The sequence below is a fragment of the Christiangramia flava JLT2011 genome, assembly GCF_001951155.1.
Taxonomy (GTDB): domain Bacteria; phylum Bacteroidota; class Bacteroidia; order Flavobacteriales; family Flavobacteriaceae; genus Christiangramia; species Christiangramia flava.
Genome location: NZ_CP016359.1, coordinates 3,867,841 through 3,882,160 on the forward strand (window position 1 = coordinate 3,867,841; position 14,320 = coordinate 3,882,160).

At 41.4% G+C, this 14,320-nt stretch carries 13 protein-coding genes; 7 read left to right on the plus strand and 6 right to left on the minus strand.

What is annotated here, in order from left to right; translation table 11 throughout:
* The first annotated feature begins 213 nt into the window (after positions 1-213).
* The 4 genes from GRFL_RS18125 (at position 214) to GRFL_RS17290 (ending at position 2,535) form a co-directional block, all read left to right on the plus strand.
* Complete coding sequence (locus GRFL_RS18125) at positions 214-360, plus strand: hypothetical protein (protein WP_162288261.1); 147 nt, start codon at positions 214-216, stop codon at positions 358-360.
* A 232-nt stretch (positions 361-592) separates the two neighbouring features.
* Positions 593-907 (plus strand): hypothetical protein, encoded by a 315-nt coding sequence (locus GRFL_RS18265; RefSeq protein ID WP_236995833.1) that lies wholly within the window; start codon positions 593-595, stop codon positions 905-907.
* Positions 908-962: 55 nt separating this feature from the next.
* Positions 963-2,162: an alanine dehydrogenase gene (locus GRFL_RS17285; protein WP_083645781.1), complete on the plus strand. Its 1,200-nt coding sequence runs from the start codon at positions 963-965 to the stop codon at positions 2,160-2,162.
* A 1-nt stretch (position 2,163) separates the two neighbouring features.
* Positions 2,164-2,535 carry a DUF4258 domain-containing protein gene (locus GRFL_RS17290; protein ID WP_083645782.1) on the plus strand — a complete coding sequence of 124 codons (372 nt, stop codon included), beginning with the start codon at positions 2,164-2,166 and terminating at the stop codon, positions 2,533-2,535.
* Between the two features lie 41 nt (positions 2,536-2,576).
* Here the strand turns inward: GRFL_RS17290 and bcp are convergent, their stop codons facing one another.
* A complete protein-coding gene (gene bcp / locus GRFL_RS17295; RefSeq protein ID WP_083645783.1) occupies positions 2,577-3,029 on the minus strand; it encodes a thioredoxin-dependent thiol peroxidase in 453 nt (150 codons plus the stop codon).
* Positions 3,030-3,061: 32 nt separating this feature from the next.
* On the opposite strand from bcp, the gene GRFL_RS17300 reads away from it, so the two are divergent.
* Complete coding sequence (locus GRFL_RS17300; RefSeq protein ID WP_083645784.1) at positions 3,062-3,721, plus strand: endonuclease III domain-containing protein; 660 nt, start codon at positions 3,062-3,064, stop codon at positions 3,719-3,721.
* Between the two features lie 39 nt (positions 3,722-3,760).
* On the opposite strand, the gene GRFL_RS18130 is transcribed toward GRFL_RS17300, so the two are convergent.
* Together GRFL_RS18130 and GRFL_RS17305 are read right to left on the minus strand one after the other, a co-directional pair.
* Positions 3,761-3,913 (minus strand): hypothetical protein, encoded by a 153-nt coding sequence (locus GRFL_RS18130; RefSeq protein ID WP_169833983.1) that lies wholly within the window; start codon positions 3,911-3,913, stop codon positions 3,761-3,763.
* 60 nt (positions 3,914-3,973) lie between these two features.
* Complete coding sequence (locus tag GRFL_RS17305) at positions 3,974-4,558, minus strand: RNA polymerase sigma factor (protein WP_083645785.1); 585 nt, start codon at positions 4,556-4,558, stop codon at positions 3,974-3,976.
* A gap of 236 nt (positions 4,559-4,794) precedes the next feature.
* On the opposite strand from GRFL_RS17305, the gene uvrA reads away from it, so the two are divergent.
* Together uvrA and GRFL_RS17315 are read left to right on the plus strand one after the other, a co-directional pair.
* Entirely contained in the window at positions 4,795-7,581 is a 2,787-nt protein-coding gene (gene uvrA, locus GRFL_RS17310; RefSeq protein ID WP_083645786.1) for an excinuclease ABC subunit UvrA, read from the plus strand.
* 109 nt (positions 7,582-7,690) lie between these two features.
* Positions 7,691-8,980: a hypothetical protein gene (locus GRFL_RS17315; RefSeq protein ID WP_083645787.1), complete on the plus strand. Its 1,290-nt coding sequence runs from the start codon at positions 7,691-7,693 to the stop codon at positions 8,978-8,980.
* Positions 8,981-9,111: 131 nt separating this feature from the next.
* On the opposite strand, the gene GRFL_RS17320 is transcribed toward GRFL_RS17315, so the two are convergent.
* Genes GRFL_RS17320 through GRFL_RS17330 form a run of 3 tightly spaced genes read right to left on the minus strand, consistent with a single transcriptional unit; the run spans position 9,112 to position 14,264 of the window.
* Positions 9,112-10,569, minus strand: coding sequence for a lipopolysaccharide biosynthesis protein (locus tag GRFL_RS17320; protein ID WP_083645788.1), 1,458 nt, complete (start codon positions 10,567-10,569; stop codon positions 9,112-9,114).
* Positions 10,569-11,840 (minus strand): glycosyltransferase, encoded by a 1,272-nt coding sequence (locus GRFL_RS17325; RefSeq protein WP_083645789.1) that lies wholly within the window; start codon positions 11,838-11,840, stop codon positions 10,569-10,571. The genes GRFL_RS17320 and GRFL_RS17325 overlap by 1 nt, the downstream gene beginning before the upstream one ends.
* Positions 11,841-11,846: 6 nt before the next feature.
* Entirely contained in the window at positions 11,847-14,264 is a 2,418-nt protein-coding gene (locus tag GRFL_RS17330) for a YfhO family protein (protein WP_083645790.1), read from the minus strand.
* Positions 14,265-14,320: the final 56 nt, after the last annotated feature.

The following is a 14,320-nucleotide window of genomic DNA, read 5'->3' on the forward strand; positions in this document are numbered from 1 at the left end:
ATAAAAAGTGGATTAAATGTTTTTAATTCCTTAAACGATTTATAATTAATTTTAACCTAACATATCTAAAGAATTTGATATGATTTTTGGGCCATTTTTTGGCGCGAAAAAGGCTGCAAAAGTACGACTAATGTTTTAATTAATAGGATTTTATCTTGGTATATGTTTGTATCAGAAAACAAAACGAATTACCAATCTTAAAAACCTATAAAGATGAAACTAAAAGCATTATTTTTCGCAGCCGCTATATTTGGAGCAAGTTTTTTTGTAACTACAACTTCTAATGACGATGTTCAAAAAGATCCAATCAAAAAGCAAGCGGTCGACAAAAGGACGATCAGAGTTCCTTCTGCTGGGTAGCATTATCGCGCTAGCAATAGCGTTTTCACCATATTTATTTTATTTATATGAGATTTTCCCAAGTACTCCTATTTGGGAAACTTCTCTTTTTACATACGAAAGTCTTTACTACGAAAATGTTCTAACTGCAGCCTGGACATATCTGGGTAAAATTGTTCCTTTACTTCTACTTCTCATTTGGTTCTTCACCTGTAAACACTGGTGGTATCACGTAATACTTATACCAGCGATCATGTACGGTTATCAGTTAACCGTTACAGTTTATGACGATTTCTATGGTGATTCTACTTATATTATGGACACTAATGGCCTTATATATTTAGCCCCATTCTTCATTGCCATTCTCTCAATCGTCTATCTCATCAGAATTAAAATCTTTGATCGCGTATACGGTTTAGATCTTTCTGAATTAGATGAAACCGAAGTTTCCGTATTCTCTTCAGTGTCAGATAAAGATAGAAAAGAAATTAGAGAATTTGAGGACCTCGAGGAAGAATACCAGGATGCTTCCAATATGATTCTGGAAGATTACTACCGTAAACTCTAATTTTTTCGCTTTATTTTCATAATAATTGTATTTTAACTGCTTTAAGCAGTTAGATATGGCTAAGCAGATTTCCCCCTTTACTAAAGAACAATTGATTCCACAGGAAGAGACCCTGGAAATCTATAAAAGTAAAGGCCAGCTGTTCATTGGTATTCCCAAAGAAACCTCTTACCAGGAAAAACGAATTTGTTTAAGCCCAGACGCTGTTGCCGCCATCACTGCGCACGGTCACCGAGTGCTAATAGAATCTGAAGCCGGAAAATGGGCTCGTTTCAGCGATAAAGATTATTCTGATGCTGGTGCTGAGATCACTAAAGACACCAAAAAAGTATTTTCTTGCCCTATCATCTTAAAAATTGAACCGCCTTCGCTGGAAGAGCTGGAGTACGTTAATCCTCAAACTATTCTGATATCCGCTCTACAGATCAAAACCCAGCGCAAGGAATATTTTCAGAAACTTGCCACTAAAAGAATTACTGCTTTGGGATTTGAATTTATTCGGGATGAAGACGGAAGTTATCCTATTGTTCGGGCTTTAAGTGAAATTGCCGGAACCGCTTCGGTTTTGATTGCTTCCGAAATCATGAGCAATCATGCAGAAGGTAACGGATTAATGTTTGGGAATATCAGCGGGGTCCCTCCTATTGAGGTGGTCATTCTCGGCGCCGGGACCGTTGGAGAATTTGCTGCTCGCTCCGCTTTAGGCCTCGGCGCGAGCATAAAGGTTTTTGATAGTTCTCTTACAAAACTTCGGAACATTCAGTCTGCTATCGGGCAAAAATTCTATACCAGCACCATTCAACCCAAAAATTTACTGAAAGCCTTGAAACGCTGTGATGCTGTTATTGGCGCAGTTCGAGGTAAAGATCGCTCTCCAGTTCTGATCACGGAGGATATGATCCGGACCATGAAACGGGGTGCCGTGGTCATTGACGTGAGCATCGACATGGGCGGTTGCGTGGAAACCAGCGAAGTGACTTCGCATGACAAACCAATTTTCACCAAGCACAATGTGATCCACTACGGTGTTCCAAATATCCCATCACGATATGCGCGTACCTCTTCCCTCTCGATTAGCAACATTTTCACACCTTACCTTTTGCATATCGCTGAAGAAGGCGGCCTGGAAAACACGCTGAGATTTGATCGTGGTTTACGGAATGGTTTGTATTTTTACCACGGAATTTTAACCAATAAGTCAATTGCAGACTGGTTCAATCTTTCCTATCGCGATATAAACCTTTTGATATTTTAAAATGACCACTTTACAAAGATTTGGATATTTCGGAGTTGGGCTCTTCTTCGGAATCATCATCCTGATATTTTTTCTCGGCGGAAAAAGAGCATCCTGCGATTACGGTCCAAATGCACGTGTCCTTGCTGAAATTGAATCTAAAACCAGGCTGTATTCTGAAAATTCAGAAAAATTTATGCAGGAACATAAAATTGATACTGCAGTGATTTCAGGAATACTGAATGCCGGGAAAGTGAATTTTGACCGAAGCGACGTGCACGCTACCCCTTGTAATCAATATTATATTTCAGGTTCAGCAAAAGACACTATTGTAGAGCTGGACATTCAAAATTGTGATACCATCGCTACCATTCGGTCGATACGATTCAAATAAAAAAGCGGGATTCTCCCGCTTTTTCTTTTTAAACACCTCAATTATTTTAAAATCTGATCGGTGTGTTCTTTGGTTTTAACCTTGGAGATCACCTCTTCAATCGTTCCATTTTCATCAATCAGAAAAGTTGTTCGATGAATCCCATCATATTCTTTTCCCATAAACTTTTTTGGACCCCAAACACCGTAGGCATTGATAACCTCCTTTTCTTCATCAGCCAGTAACGGGTACTGAAAATCATATTTATTACGGAAATTTTGCTGTCTTTTTGCAGAGTCGGCACTTACTCCCAATACTTCATATCCGCCAGCTTTAAGCTTATCCAGATTTTCATTCAAATTGCAGGCTTCGGCCGTACAGCCAGGAGTACTGGCTTTAGGATAAAAAAACAATACAAGCTTTTTCCCTTTATAATCGCTTAGCTGAACCTCGTTCCCATCCTGATCTTTTGATTGAAAATCAGGTGCCTTGTCTCCTTCTTTCAGTGTAGTCATAATTCATTATTTTTGCCCTAAAATAAGGCTTTATGACAAAAAAGGAAAAAGTTCAGTTCATTATTGATACGCTTGAAAATATCTATCCGGAAATTCCTATTCCGCTAGACCATAAAGATCCTTACACTTTGTTGATAGCCGTTTTACTTTCGGCTCAGAGTACCGATGTGAAAGTAAACCAGATCACTCCGGAACTTTTCCGTATTGCTGATAATCCTTATAAAATGGTTCAGTTAAGCGTGGAAGAGATCAGGGACATCATCAAACCGGTGGGGCTTTCTCCCATGAAATCCAAAGGCATTCATGGTTTATCACAAATTCTTATTGAAAAATATAACGGAGAGGTTCCTGCCAGTTTTGAAGCTCTGGAAGAACTTCCTGCCGTTGGTCACAAAACTGCCAGCGTAGTCATGGCACAGGCTTTCAATATTCCGGCATTTCCCGTTGATACCCATATTCACCGTCTTATGTATCGCTGGAATCTAAGCAATGGGAAAAGTGTTGCTCAAACTGAAAAAGATGCGAAACGCTTATTTCCCAAAGACCTTTGGAACAAACTACATTTACAGATAATTTGGTACGGAAGACAATATTCTCCCGCCCGTGGCTGGGATCTGGAAAAAGATGTGATCACTAAAACGGTAGGAAGAAAAACCGTTATTCAGGAATATGACAAAAAGAAGAAAAAATAAAAAAAGACCCGTAGGCTAATAATACAGGTCTTTTTATTGTTAATTCAAGAGCATTTCAAACTGCATCTTCTTGTGTTCCGTAATTCTCAGAGCCTTTGAATAATTCAAAAGAAACTCGATCGTCTCTTTTTTTGGTTGTGAGTGAAAAGAGGTTTCTTCTTTGGAAGATTTTTTAAAGTAAAGTTTTGCCATCTGCTAATTTTTATTGTTGGGTTTATAGAATAACGCAACAGGATGGCCAATATTGTCAGATTAATTTGTTAAAATCAAATTTCTTTTCTCAATGATCTTCCGAAGGTTGATCAGTGCATATCTCATACGTCCTAAAGCCGTATTGATACTCACATCGGTCCTTTCAGCAATTTCCTTAAAACTCATGTCTTTGTAGATACGCATGGTCAGCACTTCGAGTTGATCTGCTGGCAGTTCCTTGATCAGTTCCTGTACATCGCTCTCGATCTGGTCTTTGATCAGTTGTCTTTCCGCATTCAGATCATCATCGCTCAACACCGAGAAAATATTGAAATCCCCACTGTTATCAAACTTGGGCATTCTTTTGTTCTTTCTGAAATGATCGATGACCAGGTTATGAGCAATGCGCATCACCCAGGGTAAAAATTTCCCTTCCTCATTATATTTGCCACGTTTCAGCGTGCGAATGACCTTGATGAAGGTATCCTGAAAAATATCTTCGGCGATATCTTTATCGAAAACTTTGGAAAAAATAAAGCTGTAAATACGATGTTGGTGACGGTTAATAAGGGCGGCCAGTGCATTCTCATCTCCGTGGATATATTGCGAGACAAGAAAAGAGTCAGAGATCTTCGTGTTATCCATAACAGTTACTTTAAAAATCAGGAAATAGCTTTCCTGCGGGTTTAGGTTATTTAGTTTTTAAAAAGTAACTGTGCTTTATAGGCGCTGCGGATTTTCGGTTAAGTGTTCCAAATATAGCAAAGTAAAATCTAGAAATACAAATAAAACCTTAATTATTTAACATTTCAATAAGTTTTTCTCTCCTTTCTTTCCTGTCTCATATTGAGTAACTTTGCGCTTTTAGCAGAAAGCAGAACATGACAGTAGACGTAAAGAATGTAGACCCCAAAAAGAATATCATCATTAAAGGTGCCAAGCTGCACAATCTTAAAAATATCAATGCGATCATTCCACGAAATAAATTGGTGGTGATTACCGGCCTTTCAGGTTCTGGAAAATCAAGCCTGGCTTTTGATACGCTTTATGCGGAAGGTCAGCGCCGCTATGTGGAAAGTCTGAGCTCGTATGCAAGGCAATTTTTGGGACGACTGGATAAGCCGAAGGTGGATTACATCAAGGGAATAGCTCCCGCGATCGCTATCGAGCAAAAGGTAAATTCCACGAACCCGCGATCTACCGTGGGAACTTCTACCGAAATTTATGACTATCTCAAATTGCTTTTTGCCAGGATTGGCAGGACCTACTCTCCTATTTCAGGAAATGAGGTAAAAAAAGACACGGTTACCGATGTGGTGGAATACGTAAGAACTTTTCCCGAGCGTGAGAAAATGCTGCTGCTGGCTCCTATTCATGTGGAAGAAGGTAGGTCGTTAAAGAAAAAGATCGAGATACTCGCCAAACAGGGCTATAGCCGGGTGAAAGTTAAAGAGGAGGTACTTCGAATAGATGAGGCCGATCTGGAACACGCTGATCCTGAAAATACCTTCCTGGTAGTCGACCGGATTGTAAAAAAAGATGAAGAAGATTTTTATAACCGTTTGGCTGATGCCGTGGAAGCCGCATTCTTTGAAGGAAAAGGCGAACTTTTCATTGAAAGATTAGCCGATTCTTCTAAAAGGCATTTCAGCAATAAGTTTGAGCTGGACGGGATGAGCTTCATAGAGCCAAATGTTCACCTATTCAGTTTTAATAATCCCTATGGAGCCTGCCCGCGATGCGAGGGTTATGGCGATGTGATCGGGATTGATGAAGACCTGGTTATTCCAAATACCGGACTCTCAATCTATGAAAATGCTATTTTTCCCTGGCGCGGTGATAGTATGAGCTGGTATCGTGATCAACTGGTTAAAAATTCGCATAAATTCGACTTCCCCATTCACAAACCCTGGTTTGAGTTGACCGATGCACAGAAGGATCTGGTATGGAACGGGAATGAATATTTTGAAGGAATCACTGAATTCTTCGAATTCCTGGAAAGCAAAGCCTATAAGATCCAAAATCGCGTCATGCTTTCGAGGTATCGCGGAAAGACTCGCTGTTCGGTTTGTAAAGGAAAAAGACTTCGGCCGGAAGCACAATATGTAAAGATCAATGGTGCCAGTATTACTGATCTTGTAGAAAAGCCACTAGATAAAGTTCGGGCATTTTTCAGTGAACTGGAATTGAACGAACATGACACCAAAATTGCAAAACGTTTGCTTACAGAAATCAGGAACCGATTGGAATTTTTATCCAATGTTGGCCTTGATTACCTTACCTTAAATCGAAAATCAAATACGCTTTCAGGAGGAGAATCGCAACGTATCAATCTGGCAACTTCACTGGGAAGCAGCCTTGTTGGTTCCATGTATATTCTGGATGAACCTTCCATCGGGCTGCATCCGCGAGATTCGGAAAGACTGATTGGTGTCTTACAGCATCTTCGCGATCTCGGAAATACGGTAGTGGTGGTGGAGCATGATGAGGAAATCATGAATGCTGCAGATGAAATTATTGATATTGGCCCGGAAGCGGGAACCAATGGTGGAGATGTGGTGGCGACCGGAACACTCCAGGAAATCTTAAAATCTGATTCTCTTACGGCCGGTTACCTGAACGGAAAACTACAAATTGAAGTTCCAGAGAAAAGACGCCAGAGCAAAAATCAGATTAAAATCCTGGGAGCTCGCGAAAACAATCTGAAAAATATCGATGTTGAAATTCCATTAGGGGTTTTTACCGCGATCACCGGAGTCTCAGGCAGCGGAAAGAGTACGCTGGTCAAAAAAATTCTTTACCCCGCTATTCAGAAGGAATTGGGAGGTTATGGAGAAAAAGCCGGGCAGTTCTCCGGTATCGAAGGAAACTTCAAGAACCTTGGAACAGTAGAGTTCGTGGACCAGAATCCAATTGGCCGTTCGTCTCGTTCCAACCCGGTGACCTACATTAAGGCCTATGACGATATCAGGAATCTTTTCGCAGATCAGCGCCTGGCTAAACTGAGAGGTTTTAAGGCAAAGCATTTTTCTTTCAATGTGGACGGCGGAAGGTGTGAAACCTGTAAAGGCGAAGGGGAAGTGACGATCGAAATGCAGTTCATGGCAGACGTGCACCTGGAATGCGAGACCTGCAACGGAAAGCGTTTCAAAAAGGAAGTTTTAGAAGTTACTTTCCATGATAAGAACATCGACGATATATTAAATATGACCATTGATGACGCCACGCAGTTTTTTGAAGATCACGACCAGAAGAAAATTGTAAAAAAACTGAAACCTTTGAAAGATGTAGGGCTTGGGTATGTGCAATTGGGTCAAAGTTCTTCGACCCTTTCCGGGGGTGAAGCGCAAAGGATCAAACTGGCTTCCTTCCTGGTGAAAGGTACCACTAAAGAAAAAGCACTGTTCATTTTTGACGAACCAACCACAGGATTGCATTTTCACGACATCAAAAAACTGCTGAAATCTTTCAACGCGCTGATCGCTAAAGGTCATAGTGTGATCGTCATCGAACATAATATGGATTTGGTGAAATGTGCCGATTACGTGATCGATCTTGGGCCTGAAGGCGGCGAGAAGGGCGGTTACCTGGTGGCGGAAGGTACCCCTGAAGAAATCGTCAAAAATAAAAAATCATATACGGCAACTTACTTAAAACCAAAACTTTAATAAGTTTCAAAAGGTTTGAATCAGGGTGGAATCAGGAGGTTTCCAGATTTTGGCATGTGCTTTGTATTTAGAACTGTGAAAACGTTCTTAAATTTAATACGAAGTCATCATGAAAAATCTGACTCTACTACTACTCACCGTCCTGGTATCAGGATGGTCTGTAACAGCATCCGAAAATTCTAACCAAGCCACCAGACTCAATACTAATTATAACGACTCGTTCATTTTCGTCGAAGGCGGAGTAGAATTTGCTGTTTATCCAAACGGTGAATTTGACTTCTATTACAATCCGGCTTTTAGGAGAGGTTCTTCAGTAAGCATTAACACGCCAAATATGAACATCAGTTATAACTCAGGATATAACTACGACCCATTCATTCAGTATGACGATTATGGAGCCGTGATCCAGGTGGAAGATGTTCCAATTTATTACGATTATTATGGCCGTATCGTGCAGGCTGGAAATGTGGTTATGAATTATAATAACTTCGGAATGCTTGCCACGGTTGGAAATTTGATCATTCACTACAATTCGCATCAACATTTCACCCATTATTCAGGTTATATCAATCGCTACAACCGACGATATGTTTACAGACCATGGCATGACTATTACCGTAGACCAAGCGTGAATGTGAGCATTGTTTTTAATCGCCCATACCGTGCTTACTATCAGCCGAGGCGTGTAAGCTATGCGCAGTACACCACGATCTACAACAACTATTATGCAGGTCATCCTGGAAGAAGAAGTTTCTATCGTCCTGCCCAAAAGGTGAAGACCTATCATTATGGAGATCGCGTGGCGACCAAAAGATCGGTTCGTCCAGCTAACAGGTCTAATTACACTACTCAGAAATCACGTTCTCGCGTGGCTGATAGAAATGTGTATCAGAATACTCGTTCAGGGAACACCACAGTGAACAGAGGTCGAAATGATAGTTATACTGGAAGAAATCAGCAATCACGGTCTACACAGGCAAACAGAAGAAGCGATTCCAAGGTTTACAGTGGCAGCGCCGAAAGAAGTACGAATTCTCGAGGTAGAAGCAGTTCCGAAGCAACCAGGAATGAAAGAAAAGTAATTCGTTCCCGAGAAGCATCAGCTTCGCCGAAGAGAACTACGGAAGCACGCCGTAGTCCAGCACAGAGAAATACACAAACGCAATCCAGAACGCGTTCCACAAATAAAGTTCAAAGAGCTACAAGAACACCTGAAAGGAAAGGCAATGTGCAACGTCAAAGAACACAACAAAGCTCTGCAAACAGAACTCAGAGCCGTGCCAGCAGAAGTTCTGGTAGAACCCAACAAGTTCAACGTTCTACACAGCAAAAAAGCACTTCAGGCACTCCCTCAAGATCAGGTCGTTCCGGTTCTTCCAGAGGCCGATCTAATGGTTAAAATTTTTGCTGAAAATTTCATTTCGGCACGGAATATGAATAATAAATAATTGTGAGATAGTTCATAATTTAATTTTTTGGTTGGTTAGTTGGAAAACCCCTGAAGCTTTGAAGCGGATGGGGTTTTCTCTTTTATGGTCTTCGGGTAAAGCGATCGATTACCGCGTTTACTTCAGCTGAAATCTTTAAAAAATAAATCAGTAAGGCATACATCAACCCGGCTATCGCCACCTTAATCGATATATTCAGCACAGGATGAAAAGGCAGATTCAGAAAATAAAATGCGATACTGAAAATGCTAATGAGTAACAGAACCTTACCGGTTCCCGGGGAAAATGGCGTTATTGCGAATTTGCTGTACACTATAAAGAGCTTCGAAATATTGTAGACCCCGAAGGCTATGAAACTTGCCAAGGCAGCACCTTCAATTCCAAATTCAGGGATCAGTAACACATTCATTAAAAATGCAACAAAAACAAGTACTACTCCAACAGCCAATGTTATTCGATAATAATCGCTATTAAAAAGGATACTATTATTGTTGCCTAGTAAATTATCAGAAAGTTTGACCAGGGAAATCGTCAAGACCACCAGGATGCTAATACTGTATTCATCGGGAATCAGTTCATAAAGATCCTGCACGTTGGTGATGATCCAAATAAAAATGATCCCGCTTACGATGAACAAATTCAGAGAACTTTTGTGATACAATTCGCTAAGGCCTTTCCGATCTTTTTTATTGAGCATTTCGGCCGTCATCGGGTTAGTGATCTGGTGCATCGCCTTTTGTGGAACAGAGATTACGGTGGCGATATACACAGCGATTCCGTAGATCGCGACATTTTCGATCGGGAGGTAGTGTTCGATCATGACTTTATCCAGGTCCAGTAAAACGGTCGCAACCGAAGATGCTAACAGGATAAGTGCCGAATATTTTAAAACCGGGGATAAATTCTTCGGAAGTTGAAAGGAAAAATTGGGCCGGTGAAGAGAAAAAGCATACAAGGCCATGACCAGCATCCGGAAAACATAGGTTGCAGCCACCCCGTAAATAAAAAAACTGATACTGATCCACTGCCAGTAATAGGCAAAAAGCAGTAGACTTATTACCAACCGGTGGAAAACTTCTTTCATCGTGTTCCCAAAAACACTTTTGTAATAAATTTTAGACCAGGAAAAGAAAACTTCAAAATAGGCCGTGGCAAAAGCGATGAGAAAAATTAGCCAGACATAAGGTTTTACCAGGTCATTTTCACCTTCAAAATAAGCCAGTAAATGTTGGTAAAACAAAGCCGCCATCGCACCCAAAACCAGTCCAACGATCGCTGGTGTAATTACGATAAGATTTAGTAAACGATCCTGTTCTCCCCTGGTTTTATATGAACTGAAAAACTTGATCAGCGTGCTGTGTACCCCAAAAACCATAAAGGGCCAGATCAAATTAGAAGCAGAAAGCAAATAACTAACCAGTCCGTAATGTTCCCGGTCCAGGAAATAGGTGAATAGGAAAAGCGTATTGATCGCCCCAATCCCGAAGCCGAGATAGGTCGTCACCATATTCTTGAACGACTGGTTGATTACAATTCCCATTATTTCCTGATCACTTCACTAAGTTTATATGTTAAATTCCGGCGGTGATATTGCTGAATTTCAGTCCTATCCGGTTGCAGGACTTCTCCTCGGAAACAGCTTAAAATATACGTTTTAATAGCTTTTTTCTCATGATATTGAAAAAAGCTTCCGGCTAAAGTTTTCTTCAATATCTGCTCCGCATCCCAGTTTGCTGGCCCCACAGCCAGTATAGGTTTATTGGCTGAAAGATATTCGAAAACTTTCCCGGGGATGATTCCCTTTGTTTCTTCAGAATTGATCTCCAGCAGCAACAAAACGGAACTCTGCCGCTGCAGTTTTAAGGCTTCTGAATGACTGATATAACCTTTGTTTTCCAGGAACTCCTGAAGTCCGGCTGCTTGAATACTTTCCAATACCGAATCACTGATCCTTCCAGCCAGTTTTAAACGAAATTTCTTCCTGAAATCTTCATTTTCATTAAGCAGCTCCGAAAGTGCCAGCCAGAGATTTTCAGGGTTACGCCCGGCCAGTAAAGAACCGATATGCGAGATCCAGAATTCTGAATGTTCGGTATTTTGCTGCTCAATTTCCGTATCAAAACCATTCGTAATCAAATGTACTGGTCGATTGGTTTTTGACTCAAATTCTTCCCGGGTCGTGTAACTCGTCACCAGAATATCATCAGCAGCATTCAAAACCTTTTTTTCCAGTTTTTCATGTTTCTTTCGAGACGATGCTGCTAACTTCATTTTTTCATGATAACCTATCTGCGTCCAGGGATCACGAAAATCAGCAATCCACCTGATACCTGTATCTTTCTTCAGTTCTAAACCGATTAGATGAAGGCTGTGTGGCGGCCCGGTGGTAATTATCGTATCAAACGCTCGCTTTTCGAGCTCCTGTTTCAGAAATTTCACGGAAGGACGTACCCAGAATTTCCTGGCATCGGGAATAAAGAAATTCCCCCTGATAAACAACAGGATTTTCTGAAGCAAGCTTTGTTTTCGGGAGTCCTCAATAATCCCGGAACTAATCGTTTGAGTTTCTCTTCTTCCGAAGATACCTGCCAAAGAATAGGGTTCGAAAATAGGCTTTTTCAGTATCTGGATATCGTCCGGTACTTCCTGCACCAGGTCTTCGTCTCTAATTGGGTAAGAGGGATTCTCCGGGATATACAAAACAGGTTCCACATTAAAATCTCTGAGATATTTGACGAATTTCAGCCATCTTTGAACACCTGGACCACCCGCAGGCGGCCAGTAATACGCTATAATGAGAACCTTCTTCATCGAAATTTACCTGCGCTTTTTCAGTTTAAGACCTATTCCGCCCAATAAAATCAAACCTATTAAAATAGCACTGATCATGGTGATGGTCCCACCAGTTTGGATCACCGCGGGCTCAAATTTAAATTCAATAGTATGATCTCCGGCTGGAATATTCATTCCTCGCAGAAGATAATCAACCCGAACATGAGACGCTGGATTTCCATCGATATAAGCATTCCACCCCGGCTGGTAATAGGTTTCCGAAAAAACAGCAAATTGCGGACTATCGGCCTGGAAACGGTAGGTTAAATGATCTGGCTGATATGTTTCGAGCTGAATGCTGGCAGTATTTTCCTTTGAAAAATTTTCTGAAACCTCTGGTTTAAAATCACTTTCTACCACTGCCACCTTCTGAAGATCGGTTTCCTTTAATGACTGGATAGCCGTGTTGGCATCTGGCACCCACTGGATCTTGTTCACCAGCCAGGCATTTCCAAAAGCTTCCGGGTTTTGCTGAGCCTGCGGTGCTCCGTCCTGCGTAGGAATGATGAAATATTTTACATTTAACATATTCAGAATATCCATATCGTTCTGGGAAATATAGAAATCGTAGATATCCTGCATACGCCCGGGCTTAGCAGCGTGATAGCCGCCTAAGGCATTGTGGAAATAAGAGGCTCTACCCGAATTGAAAGGATCACCACTCACATCAAAGACGCGATAATGTGAATTGTCCTGTAAAATCTGGGCGTCGGCCTGAGTTTGCTGGTAAGGTTGATTCATCACTCGCGCATTGACAAAATCTTCCTTATTAACATATCGAAAATCTACCGGAAGCAAATCTGCGAGGAACAGGATGGCAAAACCGGCTATTAAAAAGTCTTTTTTCAGCTTATTATTCAAATAGGCCCAAATACCGGCCACGGCAAATCCTACAAGTAAGAGACTTCTGAGGATATCATTGGTAAAAACCGCTTTCCGATCATCTTTCAGAGCCCTCATAAAATCAAGCCCGAAATTCTCCCGGTAGTAGCTATCGCTGGCACCTGCAAAATCAAATAATATGGATTTGAACAAAAGGAATAGCAATAATATTCCCCCGGTAATGATCCCCGTCCACTTTAAAGCGTCCAGTTTTTCCTCCTTCTGAAGTTTTTCAGAAAAAAGTCTTGACAATCCGAAAATTGCCATGAGCGGCACACATAATTCGATGATCACCTGGATAGAAGAGATCGCCCGGAATTTGTTGTAAAGTGGCACATATTCGATAAAAAATTCGGTAAGAAAAGAGAAATTTTTTCCCCAGCTGAGCATCAGGGCTAATATACTGGCTCCAACAATCCACCATTTCAACCTGCCGCGAACCAGGAAAAGGGCAAATATGAATAAGAAAATTACGGAAGCTCCAATATAGGCCGGTGCCGCCACAATTGGCTGATCTCCCCAGTAAAGCGGCGCGTTTTTGGCAAAATCGGTTGCCTGCGCCGGAGATGCTCCCATTTTAATAATCGCATTATAGATATTCGAATCTGTTCCTACATTTTCGGAATTTCCGCCACCCATAAATCGCGGGATAAACAAATCGAAAGATTCCCAAATTCCGTAGCTATATTGCGTAATATAATCAAAACTAAGACCGGAAGCTTCCTTGGTAGTCCCGTCAGGATTAATAGTCAAACCTGTCTTTCCCCGGGTACTGTGAGCGGTATATTCCTGAGTAGAAAGCAATAATGTGGCGTTTGCAGCGATTGCGATCACGACAGCAACAACCATTACTCCTATAGATTTAAAGAAATTCGGAATCATACCTTTCCTGAATGCATCAACCAGATAAGCGATTCCCAATATCACTACCAGCAGTAGTAAATAATAGGTCATTTGAAAGTGGTTTGCCTGGATTTCCAGGGCCATGGCCACCGTTAGCAGCAAAAAGCTCCAGATATTCCGATTTCTGAAAACCGCAATGATCCCTGCCAACACCAGTGGCATGTAGGCAATGGCATGGGCCTTGGCATTGTGTCCCACCCCAAGAATGATGATTAGATAAGTTGAGAAACCGAAAGCCAGCGAACCCAGGAAAGCGAGTTTCCAGTTCAGCCTCATACAAAGCAACAGGATGTAAAAGCCTATAAAATATAGAAAAAGATAGTCGGCTGGACGGGGTAAAAACCTCAGAGCCAGATCCAGACTTTTCACATAATTATGCGGAAATTTTGCCCCCAGCTGAAAGGTTGGCATACCTCCAAATGCAGCATCTGTCCAGTAGGTTTCCTCGCCGGTTTGTTCCCGGAAATCATTCTGTTGTTTGGACATTCCGATATACTGAACGATATCGCTCTGGAAAATCTGTTTTCCCTGAAGGACAGGGCTGAAATAAAACAAAGAGAGGATTACAAATCCCGCTAGAACCAGCAGGTGAGGCAAAAACTTTTTAAATTGATCCATTAAAGCGGATTTTTTAGGTACAAACGCGCATGACCGGCAGTTTGCCGAGTCAAAAT

Excerpts from the sequence above, each read along its gene's own strand:
- GRFL_RS18125 (WP_162288261.1), top strand. The coding sequence starts at position 214 with ATGAAACTAAAAGCATTATTTTTCGCAGCCGCTATATTTGGAGCAAGT.
- GRFL_RS18265 (WP_236995833.1), top strand. The coding sequence starts at position 593 with ATGTACGGTTATCAGTTAACCGTTACAGTTTATGACGATTTCTATGGT.
- GRFL_RS17285 (WP_083645781.1), top strand. The coding sequence starts at position 963 with ATGGCTAAGCAGATTTCCCCCTTTACTAAAGAACAATTGATTCCACAG.
- GRFL_RS17290 (WP_083645782.1), top strand. The coding sequence starts at position 2,164 with ATGACCACTTTACAAAGATTTGGATATTTCGGAGTTGGGCTCTTCTTC.
- bcp (WP_083645783.1), bottom strand. The coding sequence starts at position 3,029 with ATGACTACACTGAAAGAAGGAGACAAGGCACCTGATTTTCAATCAAAA.
- GRFL_RS17300 (WP_083645784.1), top strand. The coding sequence starts at position 3,062 with ATGACAAAAAAGGAAAAAGTTCAGTTCATTATTGATACGCTTGAAAAT.
- GRFL_RS18130 (WP_169833983.1), bottom strand. The coding sequence starts at position 3,913 with ATGGCAAAACTTTACTTTAAAAAATCTTCCAAAGAAGAAACCTCTTTT.
- GRFL_RS17305 (WP_083645785.1), bottom strand. The coding sequence starts at position 4,558 with ATGGATAACACGAAGATCTCTGACTCTTTTCTTGTCTCGCAATATATC.
- uvrA (WP_083645786.1), top strand. The coding sequence starts at position 4,795 with ATGACAGTAGACGTAAAGAATGTAGACCCCAAAAAGAATATCATCATT.
- GRFL_RS17315 (WP_083645787.1), top strand. The coding sequence starts at position 7,691 with ATGAAAAATCTGACTCTACTACTACTCACCGTCCTGGTATCAGGATGG.
- GRFL_RS17320 (WP_083645788.1), bottom strand. The coding sequence starts at position 10,569 with ATGGGAATTGTAATCAACCAGTCGTTCAAGAATATGGTGACGACCTAT.
- GRFL_RS17325 (WP_083645789.1), bottom strand. The coding sequence starts at position 11,840 with ATGAAGAAGGTTCTCATTATAGCGTATTACTGGCCGCCTGCGGGTGGT.
- GRFL_RS17330 (WP_083645790.1), bottom strand. The coding sequence starts at position 14,264 with ATGGATCAATTTAAAAAGTTTTTGCCTCACCTGCTGGTTCTAGCGGGA.